At 67.6% G+C, this 22,177-nt stretch carries 24 protein-coding genes and 1 tRNA gene; 16 read left to right on the plus strand and 9 right to left on the minus strand.

Translation table 11 applies throughout. From position 1 onward, the window contains the following. From IEX93_RS00900 to rlmN, 4 genes are read left to right on the plus strand one after another with little or no spacing between them, the layout of a single operon-like run. Nucleotides 1-909, plus strand: a complete 909-nt coding sequence (locus IEX93_RS00900; protein ID WP_188845496.1) for a LexA family protein — start codon at nt 1-3, stop codon at nt 907-909. Next, entirely contained in the window at nt 893-1,564 is a 672-nt protein-coding gene (locus IEX93_RS00905; RefSeq protein ID WP_188845498.1) for a molybdenum cofactor biosynthesis protein, read from the plus strand. Before IEX93_RS00900 ends, IEX93_RS00905 begins: the two co-directional genes overlap by 17 nt. Next, the gene (locus IEX93_RS00910; RefSeq protein WP_188845500.1) at nt 1,561-1,785 is read left to right on the plus strand and encodes a hypothetical protein; all 225 of its coding nucleotides are present in this window, start codon (nt 1,561-1,563) and stop codon (nt 1,783-1,785) included. Before IEX93_RS00905 ends, IEX93_RS00910 begins: the two co-directional genes overlap by 4 nt. A 13-nt stretch (nt 1,786-1,798) precedes the next feature. Then, complete coding sequence (gene rlmN / locus IEX93_RS00915) at nt 1,799-2,872, plus strand: dual-specificity RNA methyltransferase RlmN (RefSeq protein WP_188845502.1); 1,074 nt, start codon at nt 1,799-1,801, stop codon at nt 2,870-2,872. On the opposite strand, the gene IEX93_RS00920 is transcribed toward rlmN, so the two are convergent. Further along, entirely contained in the window at nt 2,841-4,004 is a 1,164-nt protein-coding gene (locus IEX93_RS00920; RefSeq protein WP_188845505.1) for an acyl-CoA dehydrogenase family protein, read from the minus strand. The genes rlmN and IEX93_RS00920 overlap by 32 nt on opposite strands. Nucleotides 4,005-4,077: 73 nt before the next feature. Here IEX93_RS00920 and IEX93_RS00925 point away from each other — a divergent pair, with 73 nt between their 5' ends. Then, on the plus strand, nt 4,078-4,779 hold the full coding sequence (locus IEX93_RS00925) for a Clp1/GlmU family protein (protein WP_188845507.1): 702 nt from the start codon (nt 4,078-4,080) through the stop codon (nt 4,777-4,779). Here IEX93_RS00925 and leuS read toward each other — a convergent pair. The 4 genes from leuS to proB form a co-directional block, all read right to left on the minus strand. Next, nucleotides 4,757-7,390: a leucine--tRNA ligase gene (leuS, locus tag IEX93_RS00930; protein ID WP_188845514.1), complete on the minus strand. Its 2,634-nt coding sequence runs from the start codon at nt 7,388-7,390 to the stop codon at nt 4,757-4,759. The two genes, IEX93_RS00925 and leuS, sit on opposite strands and share 23 nt — an antisense overlap. Nucleotides 7,391-7,519: 129 nt before the next feature. After that, entirely contained in the window at nt 7,520-8,290 is a 771-nt protein-coding gene (locus IEX93_RS00935; RefSeq protein WP_188845516.1) for a YhjD/YihY/BrkB family envelope integrity protein, read from the minus strand. Between the two features lie 27 nt (nt 8,291-8,317). Beyond that, nucleotides 8,318-9,553 carry a glutamate-5-semialdehyde dehydrogenase gene (locus IEX93_RS00940; protein ID WP_188845518.1) on the minus strand — a complete coding sequence of 412 codons (1,236 nt, stop codon included), beginning with the start codon at nt 9,551-9,553 and terminating at the stop codon, nt 8,318-8,320. Next, nucleotides 9,550-10,659 (minus strand): glutamate 5-kinase, encoded by a 1,110-nt coding sequence (proB, locus tag IEX93_RS00945; protein ID WP_188845520.1) that lies wholly within the window; start codon nt 10,657-10,659, stop codon nt 9,550-9,552. Before proB ends, IEX93_RS00940 begins: the two co-directional genes overlap by 4 nt. 58 nt (nt 10,660-10,717) lie before the next feature. On the opposite strand from proB, the gene IEX93_RS00950 reads away from it, so the two are divergent. Further along, nucleotides 10,718-12,883: a peptidase M66 gene (locus tag IEX93_RS00950; RefSeq protein WP_188845704.1), complete on the plus strand. Its 2,166-nt coding sequence runs from the start codon at nt 10,718-10,720 to the stop codon at nt 12,881-12,883. On the opposite strand, the gene IEX93_RS00955 is transcribed toward IEX93_RS00950, so the two are convergent. Next, complete coding sequence (locus tag IEX93_RS00955; RefSeq protein WP_188845522.1) at nt 12,851-13,069, minus strand: hypothetical protein; 219 nt, start codon at nt 13,067-13,069, stop codon at nt 12,851-12,853. The genes IEX93_RS00950 and IEX93_RS00955 overlap by 33 nt on opposite strands. Before the next feature lie 43 nt (nt 13,070-13,112). Here IEX93_RS00955 and IEX93_RS00960 point away from each other — a divergent pair. Together IEX93_RS00960 and IEX93_RS00965 are read left to right on the plus strand one after the other, a co-directional pair. After that, a tRNA-Arg gene (locus IEX93_RS00960) sits at nt 13,113-13,189 on the plus strand. Nucleotides 13,190-13,249: 60 nt separating this feature from the next. After that, the gene (locus IEX93_RS00965) at nt 13,250-13,813 is read left to right on the plus strand and encodes a cob(I)yrinic acid a,c-diamide adenosyltransferase (protein ID WP_188845524.1); all 564 of its coding nucleotides are present in this window, start codon (nt 13,250-13,252) and stop codon (nt 13,811-13,813) included. Here the strand turns inward: IEX93_RS00965 and IEX93_RS00970 are convergent. Then, nucleotides 13,810-14,094 carry a hypothetical protein gene (locus IEX93_RS00970; RefSeq protein WP_188845525.1) on the minus strand — a complete coding sequence of 95 codons (285 nt, stop codon included), beginning with the start codon at nt 14,092-14,094 and terminating at the stop codon, nt 13,810-13,812. The genes IEX93_RS00965 and IEX93_RS00970 overlap by 4 nt on opposite strands. 52 nt (nt 14,095-14,146) lie before the next feature. Here IEX93_RS00970 and IEX93_RS00975 point away from each other — a divergent pair, with 52 nt between their 5' ends. From IEX93_RS00975 to IEX93_RS01010, 8 genes are read left to right on the plus strand one after another with little or no spacing between them, the layout of a single operon-like run. Then, the gene (locus IEX93_RS00975; protein ID WP_188845526.1) at nt 14,147-14,866 is read left to right on the plus strand and encodes an ATP-binding cassette domain-containing protein; all 720 of its coding nucleotides are present in this window, start codon (nt 14,147-14,149) and stop codon (nt 14,864-14,866) included. Nucleotides 14,867-14,876: 10 nt separating this feature from the next. Beyond that, a complete protein-coding gene (locus IEX93_RS00980; RefSeq protein WP_188845527.1) occupies nt 14,877-16,049 on the plus strand; it encodes an ABC transporter permease in 1,173 nt (390 codons plus the stop codon). A 13-nt stretch (nt 16,050-16,062) separates the two neighbouring features. Further along, nucleotides 16,063-16,926, plus strand: a complete 864-nt coding sequence (locus IEX93_RS00985; RefSeq protein ID WP_188845528.1) for an SPFH domain-containing protein — start codon at nt 16,063-16,065, stop codon at nt 16,924-16,926. A gap of 9 nt (nt 16,927-16,935) precedes the next feature. Then, the gene (locus tag IEX93_RS00990) at nt 16,936-17,112 is read left to right on the plus strand and encodes a type II toxin-antitoxin system antitoxin (protein WP_188845529.1); all 177 of its coding nucleotides are present in this window, start codon (nt 16,936-16,938) and stop codon (nt 17,110-17,112) included. Next, a complete protein-coding gene (locus IEX93_RS00995; RefSeq protein ID WP_188845530.1) occupies nt 17,090-17,899 on the plus strand; it encodes a CPBP family intramembrane glutamic endopeptidase in 810 nt (269 codons plus the stop codon). Before IEX93_RS00990 ends, IEX93_RS00995 begins: the two co-directional genes overlap by 23 nt. Nucleotides 17,900-17,908: 9 nt before the next feature. Then, complete coding sequence (gene rapZ / locus IEX93_RS01000) at nt 17,909-18,730, plus strand: RNase adapter RapZ (RefSeq protein ID WP_188845531.1); 822 nt, start codon at nt 17,909-17,911, stop codon at nt 18,728-18,730. Then, the gene (locus IEX93_RS01005) at nt 18,711-19,919 is read left to right on the plus strand and encodes a gluconeogenesis factor YvcK family protein (RefSeq protein WP_229906065.1); all 1,209 of its coding nucleotides are present in this window, start codon (nt 18,711-18,713) and stop codon (nt 19,917-19,919) included. The genes rapZ and IEX93_RS01005 overlap by 20 nt, the downstream gene beginning before the upstream one ends. Before the next feature lie 8 nt (nt 19,920-19,927). Then, nucleotides 19,928-20,620 carry a glucodextranase DOMON-like domain-containing protein gene (locus tag IEX93_RS01010; RefSeq protein ID WP_188845532.1) on the plus strand — a complete coding sequence of 231 codons (693 nt, stop codon included), beginning with the start codon at nt 19,928-19,930 and terminating at the stop codon, nt 20,618-20,620. Nucleotides 20,621-20,674: 54 nt separating this feature from the next. On the opposite strand, the gene IEX93_RS01015 is transcribed toward IEX93_RS01010, so the two are convergent. Then, nucleotides 20,675-20,995, minus strand: a complete 321-nt coding sequence (locus tag IEX93_RS01015; protein WP_188845533.1) for a DUF3208 family protein — start codon at nt 20,993-20,995, stop codon at nt 20,675-20,677. 4 nt (nt 20,996-20,999) lie between these two features. Then, nucleotides 21,000-22,061, minus strand: a complete 1,062-nt coding sequence (gene alr, locus IEX93_RS01020) for an alanine racemase (protein ID WP_188845696.1) — start codon at nt 22,059-22,061, stop codon at nt 21,000-21,002. Nucleotides 22,062-22,177 lie beyond the last annotated feature (116 nt).

A 22,177-nucleotide genomic window follows, 5' to 3' on the forward strand; every position in this document is an offset into this window, starting at 1 on the left:
GTGACGGCCAGGCAGCGGGCCATTCTCCACCTCCTGGTGGAGGAGCACATCAAAACCAAAGCCCCGGTACCCTCGGCCAGGATCGCCGAGGGGCTTGGGCTTTCCCCCGCCCTGGCCCGGTACGAGCTCATCGCCCTCGAGGAGATGGGCTACCTCACCAAGCCCCACGCCTCGGCGGGGCGGGTGCCCACCCGGCAGGGCTTCCGCCAGTACTCCCTCTCCCTCCTTCCCCCAAAGCCCCTGCCCAAGGCCACCCGGGAACGCCTGGAAAGGGCCCTGGAGGGGGCCAGGGAGCCCGAGGCCTTCCTGGTGAAGATGGCGGTGGGGCTTTCCGGCTACCCCGCCCTCCTGCGCCTCCGGCCCCGGAGAACCCCTAGGGTCCTCCAGGTCCACCTCTCCCTCCTAGAAGGGGAGACGCTAGCGGTCTTCGTCCTGGAGGGAGGCCGGGTGAAGGAGGCGCGGCTTCCCCTCAGGCTCTCCCCGGAGAAGCTCCGGCAGGCGGAGGAGGTGCTCTCAGGCCCCCTCACGGCCTTGCCCCCGGCCCCTAAGGGCCTCGAGGACCTCTTCGCCCACCTCTCCCGGGCCCTCGCCTCGGGGCTTTCCCTCTCCTACCGGGAAGGGCTTTCCGAGGCCTTAAAAGAACCCGAGGCCCAAGACCCCGGCTTTCTGGAGCGGCTGGTGCGCCTCTACGAGGCAGGGGGGGAAGACGTCCTCACCCCCCCGGGCCGGGTGGACGTGCGGGTGGGGGAGGTGGAGGGCCTGGCCCAGGTGCAGGCGGGCTTCGCCCGGGGGGAGTGGCTGGGGGAGATCATCCTCTTAGGCCCCATGCGCATGCGCTACCCGGAGGCCCTCTCCGTGGCCTACAGCCTCTCCCAAGTCTATACTGAGGGCCATGCGGGTCCAGGTTAGACTCTTCGCCCTCTACCGGGAACAGGCGGGGACGGACCGCCTCGCCCTGGACCTCCCCGAGGGGGCCCGGGTGCGGGAGGCTAAGGAGGCGTTGGAGGGCCTCTTCCCGGGCCTCCGCCTCGAGGGCGGCATGGCGGCGGTGAACCAGGCCCTGGCGGGGGCGGAGACCCCCTTGAAGGAGGGGGACGAGGTGGCCTTTCTTCCCCCGGTATCCGGCGGGCAGGACTCCTTTGGCCTCACGGAAGCCCCCCTGGACCTGGGAGCCCTGGTGGCCTGGGCCACCGCCCCCGAGTACGGGGCGGTGGTGAGCTTCCTGGGCACCACCCGAAGCCCCAACCGGGGGGAGGAGGTGGCCTTTTTGGAGTACGAGGCCTACCCGGAGATGGCGGAGAAGGTGATGGCGGAGATCCTGGCCGAGATGCGCGCCCGCTGGCCCTTGGGCCGCATCGCCCTCTGGCACCGCTTAGGCCGGGTGGACCCGGGGGAGGCCTCCATCGCCATCGTGGTCTCGGCCCGGCACCGCAAGGAGGCCTTCGCCGCCTGCCAGTACGCCATTGACCGGGTGAAGCAGATCCTTCCCGTCTGGAAGAAGGAGTACCGCAAAGACGGGAGCTTCTGGGTGGAGGGCTTCGCCCCGGAGGACCTTAGGCTTTGACCTCCTTCACCTTCATCGCCGCCCTTCTTCTCCTCGTTCTCTTCGCCCTTCCCCTCCTTTTGGGCTACCTCTCGGGGCGGGCCTACCGGGAAGGCCGCGGCCGGGTGGCCTTGGGGCTTCTCCTCTTCGGGGCCTTCCTCGGGCTTTTAGCCCGGCCCAGGCCCTTGGGGCTTTTTCTCCTCCTCCTCGGGCTTTTCCTGGGGTATGGCCGCCTCCGCTAGCTATAATGGAGGGATGACCGGGCAGGCCTCCCCGGAAACGCCCACGAAATCCATTCTGGAACTCCTACCGGAAGAGCTTCCGGGCGAGGGCTACCGCAAGGCCCAGATCGCCCACTGGCTCTACGCCAAGGGCGTCCAGGACTTCGCCGAGATGACCGACCTCCCCAAGGCCCTGCGGGAAGCCCTGGCCAGGGAGTGGCGCCTCTTGGAGTTCAGCCTGGTCCAGGCCTACCCGAGCCAAGACGGGAGCGTCAAGTACCTCTTCACCCTCCTGGACGGCCAAAGGACCGAGGCCGTCTACATGCCCTACCAAAACCGCAAGACGGTCTGCCTCTCCAGCATGGTGGGCTGCCCCGCCGGGTGCACCTTCTGCGCCACCGGGGCCTTGGGCTTCGGGCGGAACCTCACCGCAGCGGAGATCCTGGGCCAGCTCCTTGCCATCGCCCACCACCAGGGGATCTCCCCCCGGGAGATCCGCAACGTGGTCCTCATGGGCATGGGGGAGCCCCTCCTCAACCTGAAGAACGTCCTCAAGGCCATCCGCATCCTGCTCCACCCCCAGGGCCTGGCCATGAGCCCGAGGCGGATCACCCTCTCCACCGTGGGCATCCCCAAGGGGATCTACCGCCTGGCGGAGGAGGACCTGGGGGTGCGGCTCGCCCTTTCCCTCCACGCCCCAGACGACGAGACCCGCAAGGCCATCATTCCCACCGCCCACCGCTACCCCATCGCCGAGATCATGGAGGCGGTGCGCCACTACTACGCCAAGACCAAGCGCCGGGTCACCTTTGAGTACACCCTCCTCAAAGGGGTGAACGACCACCCCTGGCAGGCCAGGCTCCTCGCCAAGCTCCTCAAGGGCCTAAGCGCCCACGTGAACCTGATCCCCTTCAACCCCTGGGAAGGGGCCCCCGTGGCGGGGACGCCCAAGGCGGGGGTTTTAGCCTTCGCCGAGGCGCTTAGGCGCCTGGGGGTGCCCGTCTCCATACGGTGGAGCCGGGGCCAGGACGTGGGGGCGGCCTGCGGGCAGCTGGCCCTGAAGACCCCCAAGGCCCTCACACCGCTTCCAGAAGGCGCCGGGCGATGACGAGCTTCAGGATCTCGCTGGTCCCCTCCCCGATCCGGGTGAGGCGGGCGTCCCGCCAGTAGCGCTCCACGGGGTAGTCCTTGATGTAGCCGTAGCCCCCCAGGATCTGGATGGCCTCGTCGCAGGCCTTCACCGCCGCCTCGCTGGCGAAGAGCTTGGCCTGGGCGGCCTCGAGGGTGAAGGGCCTCCCCGCATCCTTCAGCTCCGCCGCCTTGAGGTAAAGGAGCCTCGCCGCCTCCAAGGCGGTGGCCGCCTCCGCCAGCTTGAAGGAGACCCCCTCGTACTCGGCGATGGGCCTGCCGAAGGCCTCCCTGCCCTTGGCGTAGGAAAGGGCGTAGTCCAAGGCCGCCTGGCCCAGGCCCACCGCCATGGCGGCGATGCCGATCCGGCCCCCGTCCAAGACCCTTAGGACGTCGTAAAACCCCTTGCCCCTTTCCCCCAAAAGGGCCTCCTCGGACACGAAGAGGTCCTCCAGGATGAGCTGCGCCGTGTCCGAGGCGTTGAGGCCAAGCTTTTCTTCCTTCCTCCCCACCCTTAGGCCCTTCTCGGGGCGGAAGAAGGCGAAGGCGGAGATCCCCAGGTGCTTCCTCTCGGGGGAAGGGGCGGGGTCGGTGCGGGCCATGATCACGTAAACCCCGGCCACGCTCCCCTGGGTGATGAACTGCTTGGTGCCGTTGAGCCGCCACCCCCCCGCCACCGGCTCCGCCTTGGTCTTGAGGGCGGCGGCGTCCGAGCCCGAGCCAGGCTCCGTGAGCCCCCAGGCCCCCAAGGCCTCCCCCGAAGCCAGTTTGGGCAAAAAGGTCTCCTTCTGCCTTGCGTTCCCCGCGAGGAGGATATGCCCCGTGGCCAGGGAGTTGTGGCTGGCCACGGTGAGGGCGAGGGCCCCGTCGTGGTAGGCGAGGGCCTCCACCATGCGGGCGAAAAGCCGGGTGGATAGCCCCGCCCCCCCATAGGCCTCGGGCACCACCGCCCCGAAGACGCCGAACTGGGCCAGCTTCCGCACCAGGTCCCAGGGGAAGGCCCCCGTCCGGTCCCGCTCCGCCGCCCCAGGGGCCACCTCGGCCTTCAAAAACTCCCTAAAGGGCCCCAGGACCTGCCTTTCCTCCTGGCTTTCCTCAAACCAAAGGGCCATGGTGCCCCGAGTATATCACTTTCCTTCCCCCATGCAAAAAGGCGTTGGACTACAGGGTGGTAGATTGGGGCCGATGCTCCTCCTCCTGGGCCCCACGGACGCGGGCAAGTCCACCCTGGCCCAAAGGCTTCTGGAGCGGGCGGGGGAGGCCTTCCTTCTGGACCTGGACCCGGGGCAGGGGAATTTGCCCGGGGCCTTCTCCCTCTTCCACTACCAAAAAGGCCGCCTGGCCCTGGTGCGGCGGACCCTCCTCGGGGCCCTCTCCCCCATGGGGGTGGAGGCGAAGGCCCTGGTGGCCGCCTTGCGCCTGGCCCGCCTCATCCCCCCGGGAAGCCCGGCGGTGGCCGACACCGACGGGCTTTTGGACCCCGCCTACCGCCTCCTCCAGGTGGACGCCCTGGCCCCGGTGGAGATCCTGGTCCTGGGGGCGGAGGGGCTTTTCCGGGCCCTTGCCTGGCGGAAGGACCTAAAGGCGCGCCTCCTCCCCCCCTTGCCTGGGGCCCGGCGCAAGACCCCACGGGAAAGGCGGGAAAACCGCCTAAGGCGCCTCCTCGCCCACTTCCAGGAGGCAAGGCCCCGGGTCCTTCCCCTGGAGGGCTCCCCGAGGCCCGAAAGGCTTTACGCCCTTCTGGACCCCGAGGGGTTTCTCCTGGGCTACGGGCGGCTTCTGGCCTATGGGGCAGGCGAGGGGCTTTTCCTCACCCCGGTGGAGGGGGAGGTGGCCCGCCTCGAGGCCACCCGCCTCGCCCTTCCTACCCCCGCACTACCAGGTTGAGGATCTTCCCCGGGACGTAGATCTCCTTCACCACCTCCTTGCCCTCGAGGTGGGCCTTTACGTTCCGCACCTTAAGGGCCTCGGCCTTGGCCACCTCCAGGGGGGCGTCCTTGGGGATCCTGATCGTCCCCCGCACCCTGCCGTTCACCTGGACCGCCACCTCCACCACGTCCTTCTCCAAGGCCTTCTCGTCCAGCTCGGGCCAGCCCGCCTCAAAGAGGCTATCGGGCCAGAACCAGTGCCAAAGCTCCTCGGCCAGGTGCGGGGCGAAGGGGAAGAGCATCTGCAGGTAGTAGCGGATGGCGGTGCGGTAGACCGGGGTGACGGGGCGGTCCTTGCGGTACTCGTAGAGGGCGTTCAGGAACTCCATGAGGGCGGCGATGGCGGTGTTGAAGCGGAGGGCCTCGAGGTCCTCCGTCACCTTCTTCAGGGTCTCGTGGAGTTTGACGTAAAGCGCCCGGTCCTTCCCCTCCAAAGCCTCCGCCTGGAAGACCCCGCTCGTCCCGGAAAGGGCCTCCCGGTCCTCGGCCACCCGGCGGTAAATGCGGTTTAAGAAGCGCCAGGCCCCCTGGACCCCCTCCTCGGTCCAGACCATCTCGTTCTCAGGGGGAGCGGCGAAGAGGATGGTGATGCGGGCGATGTCCGCCCCCTCTTCCTTCACGAAGGGCCCCACCATGACCCCGTTCCCCTTGGACTTGCTCATGACGGCGGGCTTCCAGAGGTGGAGGGTGCCGTCCTCGTGGGGGCGGAGCTCGGCCCCCATCTTCCTCACCTCCTCCAGGGAAAGCTCACTCTTTTGGATCTCCAGCTGGATGCGGGTGGGCTCGGGGAGGCGCACCCTCTCTCCCTCCACCTCCACGGGGCCAAAGTCCGTCCAGGCCATGACCATGCCCTGGGTGAAGAGGCCCCGGAAAGGCTCCTCCACCGCCACCATCCCCAGGTCGTGGAGGAACTTGGTGAAGAAGCGGCTGTAGAGGAGGTGGAGTACGGCGTGCTCCACCCCGCCGATGTACTGGTCCACGGGCATCCAGGCGTTGGCCTTCTCGGGGTCAAAGGGGAGGCGTTGGTTGTGGGGGTCGGTGTAGCGGAGGTAGTACCAGCTGGAGTCAAAGAAGGTGTCCATGGTGTCGGTGTCCCGCTTGGCGGGGCCACCGCACTTGGGACAGGTGGTCTCGTAGAACTCGGGGTGGGCCTCCAGGGGGCTTTTCCCCTTGGGGCGGATGTCCTCTATATCCTTGAGGTCGGGGAGGAGGACGGGAAGCTCCTCCTCGGGGACGGGCACCACCCCGCAGGCCTCGCAGTGGATCATGGGGATGGGGGTCCCCCAGTAGCGCTGGCGGCTTATGAGCCAGTCCCGGAGGCGGTAGGTGACCCGGCCCTTCCCCAGGCCCTTTTCCTCAAGCCAGGCGATGACCTTCTTCTTCCCCTCCTCGCTCGGCGTGCCGTCAAAGGGCCCCGAGTTCACCATGACCCCGGGCTCCTCGTAAGCCCTTTCCAAAGGCTCAGGGAGGGGTTCACCGGGCCGCTCAATCACCTTCTTGATGGGTAGGCCATACTTTCTGGCGAACTCGTAGTCCCTTTGGTCGTGGGCGGGCACGGCCATGATGGCCCCGGTGCCGTAGCCAAAAAGCACGTAGTCGGCGGTCCAGATGGGGATCCTCTCCCCGGTGGCGGGGTTCAGGGCGTAGGCCCCCAGGAAGACCCCGGTCTTCTCCCGCCCCTCCGCCTGGCGCTCAATCTCCGTCTTGCGCTTGGCGGCCTCCACGTAGGCCAAGACCTCTTCCCGCCTTTCGGGCGCGGCGAGCTCCAGGGTCAAGGGGTGCTCCGGGGCGAGGACGAGGAAGGTGGCCCCGAAGAGGGTGTCGGGGCGGGTGGTGAAGACGGGGATCCTCACCTCCTTCCCCTCCACGGGGAAGAGGATCTCCGCCCCCTCGGAGCGGCCGATCCAGGCCCTTTGCATGGCCTTGACCTTCTCGGGCCAGTCCAGGGCCTCGAGGTCCTCCAAAAGCCTCTCGGCGTAGGCGGTGATGCGCAGGTACCACTGCTCCAATTCCCGCTTCTCCACGGGGGTGTCCTCGTGGCGCCAGCAGCGGCCCTCCACCACCTGCTCGTTGGCGAGGACGGTCTGGCACTTGGGGCACCAGTTGACGAGGCCCTTGGCCCGGTAGGCCAGGCCCTTCTCCCACATCTTGAGGAAGATCCACTGGTTCCAGCGGTAGTACTCGGGCTCGCAGGTGGTCACCTCCCGGTCCCAGTCGTAGAGGATGCCCATGAGCTCCAGGCTCTCCTTGGCCTGGCGGATGTTCTGGTAGGTCCAGTCCCGGGGGTGGAGGCCGAACTTGAGGGCGGCGTTCTCCGCAGGGAGGCCAAAGGCGTCCCAGCCCATGGGGTGGAGGACCTCGTAGCCCTGCATCCGGCGGAAGCGGGCCAGGACGTCCCCCATGGTGTAGTTCTTCAGGTGGCCCATGTGCAGGTCCCCCGAGGGGTAGGGGAACATGACGAGGACGTACTGCTTCTTGCCCTCGGGCCGGTCCTTGGCCCGCATGAAGCCCTTTTCCTTCCAGAAGCGCTGCCACTTGGGCTCTATGGCGTGGGGGTTGTACCTTTCCATGCCCTTCCTCCCCAAAAAAGCCCCTTCCCCTTCGGGAAGGGACGGCCAGGCCCCTCCCCACCCTAGGGGCATAGCCTGGCCCGGCACATAGGCCTATCCTACTCCCTTCCGCACCCCGGCGAAAAGGCGCTAGGCCTCCAGGGCCCGGGCCACCACCGCCCCGAGGAGGAGGGCGAGGAGAAGGAGGTAGAGCCCCAAAAGGGCCAGGACGAACCCCGCCAAAGGCCCGTAAAGGAGCTCGTACTGGGAGCGGGGAAGGAGCCTGGGAAGCCCGAGGCGCACCCCTTCAAAGAGGAGGGCCGCCACCGCCGCCCCGGCGCTTAGGGGAAGGAGGTCCTTAAGGCGCCTCGCCCCCCGGAAGAAGGCGTAGGTGAGGAGGAAGAGGAGAAAGGCGGCGCTCAAAGGGAGGAAGGCCTCGAGGGGGGCCCAAACACCCCGGGGGAGGAAGCGGAAGAGAAAGCCCAAAAGAAGCCCCAAGAGGGCGAGGAGGATGAGGCTTATCCCCAAGAGAAAGGGCATGAGAAGCCCCAAAAGCCGGTGGCGCGCCAAAGGCCGCCCGAAGATGAGACCCAGGGCGTAGCTTAGGGCGGCGAAGAAGTTGCTCCCCGACCAGAGGAGGAGAAGGGCGCTTCCCAAGGTGAGGGGAAAGGCGCTTCGGGTGAGGAAGCGGAGGAGGTCCTGGGCGAGCTCCGGCCGGGCGGGGAAAAGGGCCTGGGTGAACTCCTCCAGGGCCTTCAGGACCTGGGCCTGAAGGAGGGGGTTCCCGGAAAGGAGAAGCCCGAACCCCCCCACCAGGAGGAGAAGAAGGGGCATGAGGGAAAGGAGGGCGTAGTAGGCGAGGGCGGCGGCGAAGAAGGGGACGTGGGCCTCCTGGTAGAGGCGGTAGAAGCGCCTAAGCAAGGCCCGCTACCCCCTCCTCTTCCCGCCTCACGCGCGCTCCTGCCCCTCCCCCAAAGCCACCCACTTCAGGGTGGTGAGCTCCATGGGCCCCATGGGGCCGTAGGCGTGGAGCTTGGAGGTGCTGATGCCGATCTCCGCCCCAAGCCCCAGCTCAAACCCGTCGTTGAAGCGGGTGGAGGCGTTCCAGAGGACGAGGCTTGCGTCCACCTCCTCCAAAAAGCGCCAGGCCACCCGGGCATCCTCGGTGCAGATGGCCTCGGTGTGGCGGGAGCCGTAGCGGACGATATGGGCCAGGGCCTCCTCCAGGCCCGAGACCACCTTCACCCTAAGGATGAGGTCCAGGTACTCCCGGTCCCACTCCTCCTCCTGGGCAAGGACCGCCTCTTTGAGGAGGGGAAGGGCCCTAGGGCAGGCCCTTAGCTCCACCCCCTTTTCCCGCATGGCCCTTTCCAGCATGGGGAGAAAGGCCTCCGCCACCTTCTCGTGGACCAGGACGGCCTCGAGGGCGTTGCACACCGCCGGGCGCTGGGTCTTGCCGTTTAGGGCCAGGCGGAGGGCCATGGAAAGGTCCGCCCGCTCGTCCACATAGAGGTGGTTCACCCCCTTGGCGTGGGCCAGGACGGGAACCCGGGCCTCCCGCTGCACGAGCCTTATGAGCTCCTCTCCCCCCCTTGGGATCAGGAGGTCCAGGAGCTCCAGGCGGCACATCTCCAGGATGGCCTCCCGGTCGGTGGTGGGCACCAGGGTGACCGCCTCCTGGGGAAGCCTCGCCTCCTTCAAGGCCTCGTGCCAAAGGGCCACCAGGGCCCGGTTGGAGCGGAAGGCCTCCTTGCCGCCCCTAAGGAGCATGGCGTTGCCCGTCTTCAAGGCCACGGCCACCGCCTCCACCGTGGCCCCGGGCCGGGCCTCGTAGATAAAGCCGATGAGGCCCAGGGGCACCCGCATCCTGCCCACCCTAAGGCCGTTGGGCCGCTTCACAAGGCCCTCTATCCGCCCTAGGGGATCGGGGAGGGCGGCGATCTGCCTCAGGCCCTCGGTGAGGGTCTTGAGGTCCTTTTCCTTCAGGGCCAGCCGGTCCAGCTTGGCCCGGGAAAGCCCCAGGCGCTCGGCCTCCTTTAGGTCTTCCCGGTTGGCCTCGAGGACCGCCTCCCAGCGGCTTTCCAGAAGCCTGGCCATGGCCAAAAGGGCCTTGTCCCGATTTCCCTTGGCGATCTCAGGAAGCCTCTCCCGGGCTCGCTGCGCCAGGTCCTTAAGGTCGGTCATGCCTCCTCCTTCAAGGCCAGGTGGTCCCGGTGGACCACCTCCTCGGTGTAGCGGTACCCCAAGAGGGCCTCAATCTCCGCGCTTCTTTTCCCCTTGATCCGGGCAATCTCCTCGGAGGCGTAGTTGGCGAGGCCCACCCCCACCTCCTCCCCCCCCTCGGAGAGGAGGCGCACCGCCTCCCCCCGGCCAAACCGCCCCCGCACCTCCTTGATGCCGGCGGGAAGGAGGCTCGCCCCCCGCTTCCTCAAGGCGAGGACCGCTCCTTGGTCCAAAACGAGCTCCCCCTTGGGCCGAAGAAGCCCGTAAAGCCAGGCCTTCTCCCCCCGGTAGCGCCTTTTGGCGTGGAAGTAGGTGCCAAGGGGCGCTCCCCCCAAGGCCTCCAGGAGGACCCCGGGGCGCCTCCCGGGCAGGAGAAGGGTGGGGATCCCCACCCGCCCCGCAAGCCGGGCCGCCAGGATCTTGGACCGCATCCCCCCGCTTCCCAAGGGGTTCCCCTCCCCGGCGTGGGAGAGGACCGAGCCGGGGTCGGCCACCTCGAGGATGGGCTTTGCCTCGGGGTTTCTCTTCGGGTCTTCCTCGTAAAGGGCGTCCACATCGGAAAGGAGGACGAGAAGCCCCGCCTCCACCAAGGCCGCCACCCGGGCGGAAAGCTGGTCGTTGTCCCCGAAGCGGATCTCCTGGAAGGCCACGGTGTCGTTCTCGTTGACCACGGGGACCACCCCGAGCTCCAAAAGGGCCTTAAGGGTGGCCTTGGCGTTCAGGTAGCGCTCCCTGGAGGAGAGGTCCTCGGCGGTGAGGAGGACCTGGGCCGCCTTAAGGCCCCACGCCCCCAAGGCCTCCCCCCAGAGGGCCATGAGGAGGGGCTGGCCGATGGCGGCCAAAGCCTGCTTCAAGGGCATGTCCTGGGGCCTGGGAAGCGCCATATGGGCCATCCCCGCCGCCACCGCCCCCGAGGAGACCAAGACCACCTCCCGCCCCTCTCCCCTCAAGGCCGCCACCTGGCGGGCAAGCTCCCGAAAGACCTCCCGGTCAAGCCCCCCGGGCCCGGCAAGGACCGCGCTCCCCACCTTCACCACCAGCCGCTTGGCGGAAAGGCCAGGCCGCATTAAGGCCCAGGATAGCACCTCTCATCCCCTGCGTTCGGTTTCCTGCTAGGTTCAGAAGGTGCAGCGGCTAGGGCTTCTCCTCCTCTTGGGCCTCGCCGCCTGGGTGGGTTGCACCCCACCCCTCGAGGCCACCTTCACCGTCAGCCTGAACCCCACGAGCCTCACGGTGATCCAAGGGGATAGCAAGACCACCCAGCTCACCCTCACCCCCCAGAACGGCTTCACGGGGACGGTGAACCTCACCCTGGTGGGCGGGGGCGGGAACTCCGTTCCGGGGATCACCCTCTCCCCCACCAGCCTCACGGTGAACGGTTCTAGCCCGGTGAGCCAGAACCTCACGATCAGCGTGGCCTCCAGCGTGGCGGCGGGGACCTACAACCTGAAGGTCCGGGCCACCAGCGGCAGCCTCACCAAGGAGGCGAACCTCACCCTGACGGTGAACCAGGTTCCCAGTGGAGATTTTCAACTAACCCTGGAGGCAAGCTCCCTCTCCCTCACCCAGGGAGGTAGCGCCTACGTGCGTCTTCCCGTAAGCGGCACCTATTCGGGCACGGTCTCCCTTTCCCTGGTAGACCTTCAAGGCAACCCCTTTCCCAAGGTAAGCCTCTCCCCCACCTCCACCCCTGTGCCCTCAGCCCCCATGCTGGAGCTTCGCGCCTCTCCGGACCTGGCTCCCGGGAGCCATTCCCTCAAGGTCCGAGGCGTTGGGGGCGGCCTGGTTCGGGAGGCACCCCTTACCCTCCAAGTGAGCGCCACCCCCACCCAAAACCTGCGCTTCCTCAAGGCGGAGTGGGGACAGACCGTCCTTAAGGAGAACCTCCGCCTGGTGGAAGGTAAGCCCGCCCTTCTCCGGGTGCATGCGGTGGCAAGCTCCTCCCCCGTGTCCCTAAGCAACCCCCTTTCCGGGGCAGCTTACCTGGGAAGCGCCTTCGTGGGCAACCTCTCTTTCAGCTGTCCTAACCCCCTCCCCACCTCCACCCTTCCCGGGGACCTCGCCACCACCTGCAACGCCCAGGTACAGGAGGACTGGGTGGCCCCGGGCCTCCGGGTGGAGCTTCGCCTGGACCCCGAAAACCGGGTGGCGGAGACCGACGAGAACGACAACGCCCTGACCTTGACGCCTCCTGTGGGAGCGGGCACCGTGCTCCACCTCACCGTAGTGCCCGTGGTGTACCAGGGCCAGACCGCCACCGTGCCCGACTTCGCCCAGACCCTTTGGCGGGTCTGGCCCCTTAAGAAGGTGCTCTACACCACCCGGGCCCCCTACACCTTCACCGGTACCCTCAGTTCTACCGACGGCAACACCTGGGCAAAGCTTCTGGACGAACTTCGGATCCTCCGCCAGACGGACGGAAGCGGGCGCTACTACTACGGGTTTGTCCACGTGAGTTACCCTTCGGGCATCGCCGGCATAGGGTATATCGGCTATCCCGTGGCCGTGGGGTGGGACGAGCCTCCCTCCGCACCAGCCGTTATGGCCCACGAGCTGGGACACAACTTTGGGCGCTACCATGCTCCCTGCGGGACCTCGGGCGACCCCGATTACCCTTACCCAGATGGAAGCATCGGCGTTTTGGGGTACGACCTCGCCGCCCGCACCCTGAAAGACCCCCAAACGTACTACGACCTAATGAGCTACTGCGGTCCCCTATGGGTCTCCGACTACACCTACGAGGCGGTCCAAAGCTTCCTGGAGCAAAAACCACCCCTGCCCCAGTCCCTTCCCTCGGAGGGCCTTCTCTTCTCGGGGAGGATCCGGGGTGAGGAGGTCTTCTTCAACCCCCCTATCCGGCTTAGGGCCCGTCCGGAAGGGAAACCCTCTTCCCTTCGCTTGCTGGTGGACGGCCTCGAGGTGCCCGTTTTCACCTTCATGGACTCCGAAGGAACCCTCCACTTCCAGGCCCTGGCCCCCGTGGGGACGTGGGGGAGGCTTGCCCTTTACCGGGAAGGCCGCCTCTTGAAAGAGGTCCAGGCCCCCCTCCGCCCCCAAGGGGAGGCAGAGGTGGTCCTGCGGGAGGAAGGGAGGGTCCTCGAGGCGCGCTGGACGGGCTATCCCTACCTGTCCCTCATCCACCTGGCGGAAGACGGCACCCGCACCACGCTAGGGCTTTGGCGGGAAGGTGGGGTGGCCCGCTTCCCCTTAGAGGGCCTGCCTCCCGGTGGGACCTGGGAGATCCAACTCATGGACGGGCTAAACGTTCTCCTCCTCCACCGCCCCCGCTAGGAACCTACCCTCTCGGTACACCACCTTCCCCTCCCGGCGAAGCCGCACCAGAAGGGCGAAGAGGGTGGCCTTGCGCAGCCCTGGGTGGAAGGGGGCGAGCTTATCGTGGAGTTCCTCCAAGGACATGGGCGTGCGGAGCAGGGCCAAAACTTGGGCTTCCAGACGGCGTTTTTGCCCCGGCTTCATGCTTGACAAGCCTACCCCACCATGATACCCTAAGCTTCGGCTTGGGCCCGTAGCTCAGCTGGATAGAGCGGCTGACTACGGATCAGCAGGTCGGGGGTTCGAGTCCTCCCGGGCCCGCCAAAGGCCGGATCCCCCTGGGGTTCTCCCAGGGGGCTTTGCTTTACCCCATAGAATGGGGCCATGAAGATCTACACCAAGACGGGAGACGCCGGGGAGACCGGCCTCTACGGGGCCGAGCGGGTGGTGAAGGCCCACCCCCGGGTGGAGGCCTACGGCACCGTGGACGAGGCCAATAGCGCCCTGGGCCTGGCGCGAAGCCTCCTCCCCAAGGAGCATATAGACCTCCACAACCTCCTAGAACGCCTGCAAAACGCCCTCTTTGACCTGGGGGCGGACCTGGCCACCCGCCTGGGAAGCCCCTACGAGAAGAACATCGCCCGCATAGACGCCGAGGACGTGGAGACCCTGGAGAAGGCCATTGACCGCTACGCCGAGGAAAGCCCCCCCTTTCGGGGCTTCGTCCTTCCCGGGGGGCACCCGGCGGCGGCCGCGCTTCACCTGGCCCGCACCGTGGTGCGCCGGGCCGAGCGCAAGGCGGTGGCCCTAAGCCGGGAGGAGCCGGTAAACCCCGAGGTCCTCCGCTACCTCAACCGCCTTTCCGACCTCCTCTTCGTCCTGGCCCGGGTGGTGAACGCCCGGGAAGGGGTGAAGGAGGAGGGCTGGCTGGTGAAGAAAAGGCGCTAGGGCCAGGGCTTGCCGTAAACCCGCACCTCCGCCTCCGGGAAGGCGGTCTCCAGGAGTTCCCTCAAGAAGGCGGTGGCCGAGGGCAGAAGGCCTCCGCAGGGGCCTTCCATGTAGAGGAAGAGGTAGCGGGGCCTTCTAGGCGACTGGGAAAAGCCCAAGCAGCCCTCGTACTCGGGGAAGTACTCGTAGAAAAGCTCCAGGAGGTCCTGGACCAGATCCTTGGCCTCGGGGAGGGCCTCGAGGGAGCCTCGAGGCCGCACCCAGAAGGTCAGGGCTTTCATGTTCCCATTATGGGGGTTGACGGGGGAGGGAGGTATGATATCATAATGCTATATGATTGAAGTCGTGGGGCTGACGAAGGTCTACCGCACCCAGAAGGCGGTGCAGGACCTTTCCTTCCAGGTGAACCCGGGGGAGGTCTATGCCCTCCTGGGACCCAACGGGGCGGGCAAGACCACCACGCTCCGGGTCCTCGCCACCCTGGTGCGGCCCACGGCGGGCACCGCGCGGGTGGGTGGGCTGGACGTGGGACGGGAACCCATAAGGGTGCGCCGCAAGCTGGGCCTGGTGAATGGCGGCATGCGGGTCTACGACCGCCTCACGGGGCGGGAGGTGCTGGAGTTCTTCGCCGGGTTTTACGGCCTCAAGGGAAAGGCCTTCCAGGAAGCCCTGGACTGGGTGGCGGGGTTCCTTTCCCTGGAGGAGACCCTGGACAAAAGGGTCATGGAGATGTCCACGGGCATGCGGCAGAAGATCGTCATCGCCCGGGCCATCCTCCACCGCCCCCCGGTCCTCCTCCTGGACGAGGCCACGGCGGGGCTGGACATTTTCGCCCGCAGGGCGCTTCTGGACTTCGTGAAGGCCTACCGGGACCTGGGGAACGCCATCCTCTACTCCACCCACGTGATGAGCGAGGCCGAGGAGGTGGCGGACCGGGTGGGCTTTTTGCACCGGGGGCGGCTGGTCTACGAGGCCTCCAAGGAGGAGGCTTTGGCCTTGGGCGAGGGGAGCCTAGAGCGGGCCTTCGTTCGGACCATACGGGAAGCCGCCTAGGAGGATTCCGATGGACTCGGTTCTTCGCGTCTCGTGGAAGGAGTTGGTCCAGGTCTTTAGGGACCGGAAGCTGGTCTTCTCCACCCTGATTCTGCCCGTCCTGCTCATGCCGGTTTTGATGTTCGGGCCCACCCTGCTTCTGGAGCGGGTGGTCCAAAAGACGGCGGAAAAGCGCCAGGAAGTGGCGGTGGCCGGGGTGCCGGAGGAGGCCCTAAAGGCCTTAGAGGAAGCCCATCTGGTCCCGGTCCCCGTCCAGGACCCTGAGGCTTTGGTGCGGGAAGGGAGGTACCCTGCGGGCATCGCCTACCAGGACGGGGTCTACCGGGTCTACGCCCGCCTTTCCGGGGGGATCACCGAGGGCCAGGTGGTGGCGGGCAAGGTGCAAAACGCCCTGCAGTCCCTTAAGGAAAGGAAGGTGGCCGAGGCCCTGGCCCAAAGGGGGGTGCCCCTGGAGGTCCTAAGCCCCTTCCGGGTGGAGGCGGTGGACACCGCCACGGAGCGGGAAAAGGCCTCGGGGCTTCTGGGCTTTCTCCTGCCTTTCTTTCTGGTGATCTTCATCCTCTCCGGGGGGCAGGTGGTGGCGGTGGACGCCACGGCGGGGGAGAAGGAGAAGGGAACCCTCGAGGCCCTCCTCACAGCCCCGGTGCCCCTTTTCCACCTGGCGTTGGGCAAGACCTTAGCGGCGGTGGCCATGGCCCTTCTCTCGGGGGTAGCGGGGCTTTCGGGGCTGGCCCTGGGTGGGGCCTGGGCCCGCCGCTTCGCCCCCGACCTCCTGGCCCAGGGAGGCGCCGCCCTGGGAGGCCAAGTGGTCGTGGACGGGGGGAGCCTTCTAGGGCTTTTCCTTTCCGCGTTCCTCCTCGCCCTCCTCATGGGAGCGGTGATGGTGGCCTTGGGCCTTTACGCCCGGAGCTTCAAGGAGGCGCAAAGCTACCTGGCCCCCTTGCAACTTCTCGCCATCCTTCCCCTCCTTTTTTTGCAGTTCCGGGGCCTCGTGGAGGTGCCCTCCTGGACCAGTCTCCTCCCCATCGTCAACGTGGCCCTTCTGATGGACGCCCTCTTCAAGGGCACCGCCACCCCATCTATGGCCCTTTTCACCTGGGGGTCCACCCTGCTTTACGCCCTCCTGGCCCTCCTCGGGGCGGTGCGGGTCTTCGCCCGGGAAGAGGTGGTCTTCCGGAACTAGGAAAGGAGCGGGTATGCGCGAGGTAAAAGAGTTTTTGGCGTGGCGGATCAGCGGCTTTTTGGCCCTCTTCCTCCTCCTTCTCGCCCTAGCCTGGCTGGGGTGGGCGGGGTACAGCCTCCTCCGGGAGCGGGAAGCCCTCTACCTCTGGCACCTCCTCCCGGCCCTCCTCGCCTCCGGGCTTTTGGCGGCGGGGCTTTTCACGGTGCAACCCAACGAGGCCGCGGTCCTGGTCTTCTTCAGGAGGTACGCGGGGAGCGTGCGGGAGGAGGGCTTCCACTTCGCCAACCCCCTGGCCCAGCGGAAAAAGGTCTCCTTGCGGGTGCACAACTTCACCTCGGACAAGCTCAAGGTGAACGACGCCCACGGCAACCCCATTGAGATCGCCGCCGTGGTGGTTTGGCGGGTGGTGGACACCGCCAAGGCCCTCTTCCAGGTGGAAAACCACCAGACCTTCGTGGCCATCCAGTCGGAGGCCGCCCTCCGGGCCCTGGCGAGCCGCTACCCCTACGACGCCGAGGGGAAGTCCCTGCGGGGAAGCCCCGAGGAGATCGCCGAGGAGCTCAGAGCCGAGGTCCAGGAAAGGCTCAAGGTGGCGGGGGTGGAGGTCCTCGAGGCCCGCCTCACCCATCTGGCCTACGCCCCCGAGGTGGCCCAGGCCATGCTCCGCCGCCAGCAGGCCCTGGCGGTGGTGGCGGCCCGCCGCCTCATCGTGGAGGCGGCGGTGGGGATGGTGGAGGAGGCCCTTAGGGGCCTCGAGGCGCGGGGCCTCGCCCTGGACGAGGAGCGCAAGGCGGCCATGATCAACAACCTCATGGTGGCCCTGGTCTCCGAAAAGGAGGCCCAGCCGGTGGTGAACGTGGGCACCCTCTACACCTAAAGGCCAAGCGTGAAGAAGGAGGAAAAAAAACGCTTTCTGCTGAGGCTGGACCCGAGGCTTTACCGGGTCCTGGAGAAGTGGGCCCAAGACGAGCTGAGAAGCGTCAACGCCCAGATAGAATTCCTCCTCAAGGAGGCGGCCAAGAAGGCGGGGAGGTGGAAGGATGAAGAACGAGGGGAAGGCTAAGGGGCTCACGGGGGCCCTCCTTTGGACCCTGGGGCTCTCCTTTGGGCTTTTCCTCCTTTACTACCTCCTTGGGGGAAAGTGGGGAAGCCCCTCTTGGGGAAGCCTCCTCTTCGGCGTCCTCTACATGTGGGTCCCCGGGCTCGTGGCCCTCTTCTTCGCCCGGAAAGAGGGCCTTAGGCTTCCCCTTTCCCTTAGGCCCAACCGGTACTGGCTTTTCGCCTGGCTCTTCCCCGTGGCCCTTACCCTCCTTTCCATCCCCTTAAGCCTTCCCTTCGGAGTCTGGAAGGGCCTAAAGGACCTCCTTCCCCCGGAGGCCCCGGCGCTTCCCGAGGGGGTCCTTTGGCTCCTTCTCCTCCTCCAGGGGCTTTGGGCGGGGGCCACGGTGAACCTTTTGGCCGCCTTGGGGGAAGAGCTTTTGTGGCGGGGGTACCTTTGGGAAAAGCTTAGGGAACGGGGCTTTTGGCCCGCCAGCTTGGAGATCGGGTTCTGGTGGGGCCTCTGGCACGCCCCTTTGGTCTTGGCCGGCCACAACTACCCCCGGGAACCCTTCCTGGGGGTGCCCATGATGGTCCTCTTCACCCTCCTCTTAACCCCCGCCCTCCTCTACGCCCGGGAAAAAGGAGGGTCCATCCTGGCGGCCGCCCTCCTCCACGGCACCCTGAACGCCGTGGCCGGGGTGTCCCTTTTGGCGGTGGAAAGGACCCACGACTTCCTCGTGGGGGTGGTGGGGCTTCCCGGGCTTTTCCTCATGGCCCTCTTCAACCTCTGGCTTAGGCGGCGGGTATAGTCAGGAGGGATGCGCTTCCTGGTGCTCTCTGGGCTTTCCGGGGCGGGCAAGACCACGGCCAAGGGGTTTTTGGAGGACCTGGGCTACTTCATGGTGGACAACCTCCCCCCAAGGCTCTGGAAACCCCTCCTGGAGGAACTCGCGGCCCACGGCAAGGACCGGGCCGGGGTGGTGCTGGACGCCCGGGCCCTGGACTTCTTCGGGGACCTCGAGGCGGCCCTCAAGGAACTCCACCCGGTGGTGGTCTTCCTGGAGGCCCGCCCCGAGATCCTCCTGCGGCGCTACAACCTCACCCGCCGCCTTCACCCCTTGGGCACGGGCAACCTCACCCGGGAGATCCAACGGGAGCGGCAGGCCCTAAGCCCCTTGCGGGAGAAGGCCCACCTGATCCTGGACACCTCGGACCTCTCCCCACGGGCCCTTAGAGAGGCCCTGGCCCGGCTTCTCGGGGAGGAGGCGGGGTTCCGGGTGCGCCTCCTCTCCTTCGGCTTCAAATGGGGCCCGCCCCAGGAGGCGGACCTGGTCCTGGACGTGCGGGCCCTCCCCAACCCTCACTACGACCCCGAGCTCCGCCCCAAGACCGGGCTGGACCCCGAGGTCCGGGCCTACGTCTTCCAGGGGGAGACCGAGGCCCACTACCGGGCCCTCCTCACCCTGGCGGGGCTTTCCGCCGAGGGGGCGAGGAAGGAGGGCCGGGCCTTCTACACCATCGCCATCGGCTGCACCGGGGGAAGGCACCGGAGCGTGGCCGTGGCGGAGCGGCTTGCCGAGGACCTTTCGGGCCGGTTTACCGTGGAGGTGAGCCACCGGGATGTGGAACGGGAAGCCTAAGGCCCTCCGTTGGCTCTACCCGGGAATGCGGGTGAAGCGCTACGCCCTGGCCGCCGCTTTGGGGTTCCTCACGGGAGCGGTGGGCCTTGCGGGCCTCCTTCCCCCCTTGGACCTCCCCCCAGGCCTGGCGTGGGGCCTTTTCCTCGGGGGAGGCCTTCTTGGGGTCCTGGCCCTGAGGAGCATGAACCGGAGCATCCTGGCCGTCCTCACCGAGCCCGAGGAGGTGCCCGAAAGGGTCTACGTGCGCCGCCGGCTGGAACGGGGGCCCAGGGTGGTGGCCTTCGGCGGGGGAACAGGGCTTTCCCGGGTCCTTAAGGGGTTTAAGGAGCACACCGCCAACCTCACCGCCATCGTGGCGGTCACCGACGACGGGGGTTCCACCGGGAAGCTCAGGACCGCCTACGGCCTTCCCGCGGTGGGGGACCTGGTGGACTGCCTCGCCGCCCTCTCCGACCATCCCGCCCTCCCCGAGCTTCTGGCCTACCGCTTCCGCCGAGGGGAGTTCGGGGGCCACACCTTCGGCAACCTCTTCCTCCTCACCCTCCACGAGGCGGCGGGAAGCTTCGCCGAGGCCCTCCGCCAGGCCAACGCCATCCTGAACCTGAGGGGCCAGGTCCTCCCCGCCACCCCCGAGGCGGTGCGGCTTAGGGCCCGTTTCCAGGACGGGAGCGAGGTGGAAGGGGAGGAGGCGCTAAGGGCCAAGGGGGGGAGGGTCCGGGAGGTCTTTCTGGTCCCCGAGCCCAAGGAGGTGATGGCGGAGGCCCTGCTGGCCATTAGCCGGGCGGAGCTTTTGGTGTTGGGGCCGGGAAGCCTCTACACCAGCGTGATCCCCAGCTTCCTTCCTAAGCCCCTGCGGGAGGCCATCCTTAAGAGCCGGGCCCCTTTGGTCTACGTGGTGAACCTCATGACCGAGCCCGGGGAGACGGACGGGTACACCGCCTACGAGCACTACAAGGCGGTGGCCTACCACCTGGGGCGGAGGCCCGACGTGGTCCTGGTCCACACCGCCCCCATCCCCGAGGCGGTGCGAAGGCGCTACGCCGAGGAGGGGCGCTACCCCGTGGCCTTTGACCCCAGGCCCTTCGCCGTAGACGGGGTCCGGGTCCTCACCGGGGACTTCCGGGAGGAGGGGCCCTTGGCCCAGCACGACCCCAAGAAGGTGGTCCAGGCCCTCCTCGGCCTGGTATAAAGGTGGGCGTGCTCTTCCTCTTCCAAGACCCCTTGGGCGACGACCACGGCCTCGCCTACCTCTACCCCCAGGCGGCCCTCTACCGGGAGGCGGGGGAGGGGTACGCCGACCTATTGGCGGTGGCGGGGGAGGCGCGGGAGGGGCGGCTTTTCCTCAAGGTGCGCCTCGCCCGCTACCCCAACCCCCTCGAGGGCCCCTTGGGCTTCAGCCTGGCCACGGTGCTCCTCTGGCTGGACACGGCGGAAGGGGGCGAGGAAACCCTCCTCCCAGGCCTAAGGACCCCGGAGGGCCAGGGCTGGGAAGAAGCCTTCCTCCTCACGGGCTTCGGGGCGGAAAGGCGCACCCCAAAAGGGGAAAAGACCCCCGTGCGGGCCTTCCGGGAAGGGGAGTGGGTGGTTTTGGACACGGGGCTTCCCCCGGGGCGATACGGGCTTTACGGGGCAGTGGGCCTCTTTGACCCCTTCGCCCCCCTCTACCTGAGGCCCTCGAGCCCCGAGGGGGGGCCCTGGACCCTGGCCGCCCCCCCGGGAAGCCCCCCCGTGGTGGACCTCCTGGCGGAAAAGCCTTCAGACCAGGTGCGGGCCTACGAGACCGGCGTCCTCCAGCCGGCAAGGAAAGGGTTCGCCCTTCGCCGGGAAAGCCTTCTGGCCTTCGCCCTGGGCGGGGTCTCCCTGCTTCTGGCCTTTCTCCTCCGGCGCTAAGGGGCCCCAACAGGGGGGCGGCCTGGGAAGCTCCTTTTGGCCGCGGCGGGGTACTTAAAGGGGGCGGAGGTCCTCCAAGAGGAGCCAGCCCACCCCTGGGGGAAGGCCCTCTAAAACCTCCTCGAGGGCCTTCGCCGCCTCCTCGGCCAGGGGCTTTAGGGCCTCCGGGGGTTCTTCCGTGAGGAGGAGGAGGGTGAGCTGAAAAAAGCGCTGGGTGTGGGTGGGGGTGCCGTCCTCAAAGAAGGGGGTGGGGGGCGGGACCTCGTCCAGAAGAAGCCTCGCCCCGAGGACCTCCTGAGGCAAAAGGGCCTTGAGGTCCCAAGGGGCCTCCTTGGGGTGCCAGAGGTAGCCCTGGAAAAGCCGGATGGCCTCCACGCCCCTAGCCTACCCGGGCGAAGACCTCTCCTTCCCAGAGGTAAAGCCTCGGAAGCCTCCGGGAAAGGTGCACCGCCACCTCGTAGGGGATGGTGCCCCGGGCCTCAGCCCAGGCGAGGAGCCCCGTGGGGCCGAAGTCCGGGGAGAGGATCTCAAAGACCGCCCCCAGGTCCACGGGGCCCCTTAGCCGCACCGTGGTCTGGTCCATGGAAAGCCGCCCGGCCACGGGGAGCAAAGCCCCGTCCGGCCCCCGCACCCAGCGCACCGCCCCCCGGGGAAGCCCGTCGGCGTAGCCCACGGGCAGGGTGGCGAGCCACTCTCCGCCCCGAGCCACGTACTCCCCCCCGTAGCCCACCCGGTCCCCCGCCTTCAGGCGCTTCACCAGGGTGGGCCGGGCGAGAATCCGAAGGATGGGCCTAAGGCCAATGCCGGGGACGAGGCCGCAAAGGGCAAGCCCCACCCGGACGTTCTCCCCCCCGTGGAGGAGGAGGCCCAGGGAGTTTTCCAGGTGGTAGAAATACCCCTCCCCCAAGGCCCTTCGCACCTCCTGGAAGCGGCGCCTTTGCACCTCCACGAAGGCCGCGTCCTCCCCGGCGGTGGCCAGGTGGCTGTAGACCCCCTCCACCCTCACCCCTAGGGCCTCCACCGCCCTAAGGGCCGAAACCGCCTCCTCCCAGGGAAAGCCCACCCGGTTCATCCCCGTGTCCACCTTGAGGTGGGCCCTGGGGGCGAGGCCTAGGGCCTTGGCCCTCTGGGCCAGGGCCTCCGCCGCCTCGAGGGTGGAAAGGCTTGGCGTAAGCCCCCACTTTAGGGCCTCCTCCGCCTCCAGGGGGTGGAGGCTTCCCAAAAGGAGCACCTCCCCCTTAACCCCCCCTTCCCTCAAAACCCTCCCCTCCCCCAAGGTGGCCACCGCCACCCGCCGCGCCCCCTTCTGGAAGAGGAAGCGGGCCAGGGGAAGGGCCCCGTGGCCGTAGGCGTCCGCCTTGAGGACGGGGATCACCTCCCCCTTGGCCCTCTCTTGGAGAAGGCGCAGGTTGGCCTCGAGGGCGGAGAGGTCCACCTCCATCCAGGCCCGCTCCTCCACCTTCCTATCCTAAGGTCATCGCCCTCTTCAAGGCTCACCAGGAGGCGGGGCGGCTTTGGAGGGAGGAGTCCCCGGAGCGCCTGGCCCTAAGCTTCGTG

The organism is Thermus composti, from assembly GCF_014647535.1.
GTDB lineage: Bacteria > Deinococcota > Deinococci > Deinococcales > Thermaceae > Thermus > Thermus composti.

Coding starts and splice junctions, on each gene's coding strand:
- proB (WP_188845520.1), bottom strand. CDS start 10,659: ATGCGGCCTGGCCTTTCCGCCAAGCGGCTGGTGGTGAAGGTGGGGAGC.
- IEX93_RS00975 (WP_188845526.1), top strand. CDS start 14,147: ATGATTGAAGTCGTGGGGCTGACGAAGGTCTACCGCACCCAGAAGGCG.
- IEX93_RS00980 (WP_188845527.1), top strand. CDS start 14,877: ATGGACTCGGTTCTTCGCGTCTCGTGGAAGGAGTTGGTCCAGGTCTTT.
- IEX93_RS00965 (WP_188845524.1), top strand. CDS start 13,250: ATGAAGATCTACACCAAGACGGGAGACGCCGGGGAGACCGGCCTCTAC.
- rlmN (WP_188845502.1), top strand. CDS start 1,799: ATGACCGGGCAGGCCTCCCCGGAAACGCCCACGAAATCCATTCTGGAA.
- IEX93_RS00940 (WP_188845518.1), bottom strand. CDS start 9,553: ATGACCGACCTTAAGGACCTGGCGCAGCGAGCCCGGGAGAGGCTTCCT.
- IEX93_RS01005 (WP_229906065.1), top strand. CDS start 18,711: ATGTGGAACGGGAAGCCTAAGGCCCTCCGTTGGCTCTACCCGGGAATG.
- IEX93_RS00955 (WP_188845522.1), bottom strand. CDS start 13,069: ATGAAGCCGGGGCAAAAACGCCGTCTGGAAGCCCAAGTTTTGGCCCTG.
- IEX93_RS00920 (WP_188845505.1), bottom strand. CDS start 4,004: ATGGCCCTTTGGTTTGAGGAAAGCCAGGAGGAAAGGCAGGTCCTGGGG.
- IEX93_RS00970 (WP_188845525.1), bottom strand. CDS start 14,094: ATGAAAGCCCTGACCTTCTGGGTGCGGCCTCGAGGCTCCCTCGAGGCC.
- rapZ (WP_188845531.1), top strand. CDS start 17,909: ATGCGCTTCCTGGTGCTCTCTGGGCTTTCCGGGGCGGGCAAGACCACG.
- IEX93_RS00905 (WP_188845498.1), top strand. CDS start 893: ATGCGGGTCCAGGTTAGACTCTTCGCCCTCTACCGGGAACAGGCGGGG.
- leuS (WP_188845514.1), bottom strand. CDS start 7,390: ATGGAAAGGTACAACCCCCACGCCATAGAGCCCAAGTGGCAGCGCTTC.
- IEX93_RS00995 (WP_188845530.1), top strand. CDS start 17,090: ATGAAGAACGAGGGGAAGGCTAAGGGGCTCACGGGGGCCCTCCTTTGG.
- IEX93_RS00985 (WP_188845528.1), top strand. CDS start 16,063: ATGCGCGAGGTAAAAGAGTTTTTGGCGTGGCGGATCAGCGGCTTTTTG.
- IEX93_RS00925 (WP_188845507.1), top strand. CDS start 4,078: ATGCTCCTCCTCCTGGGCCCCACGGACGCGGGCAAGTCCACCCTGGCC.
- alr (WP_188845696.1), bottom strand. CDS start 22,061: ATGGAGGTGGACCTCTCCGCCCTCGAGGCCAACCTGCGCCTTCTCCAA.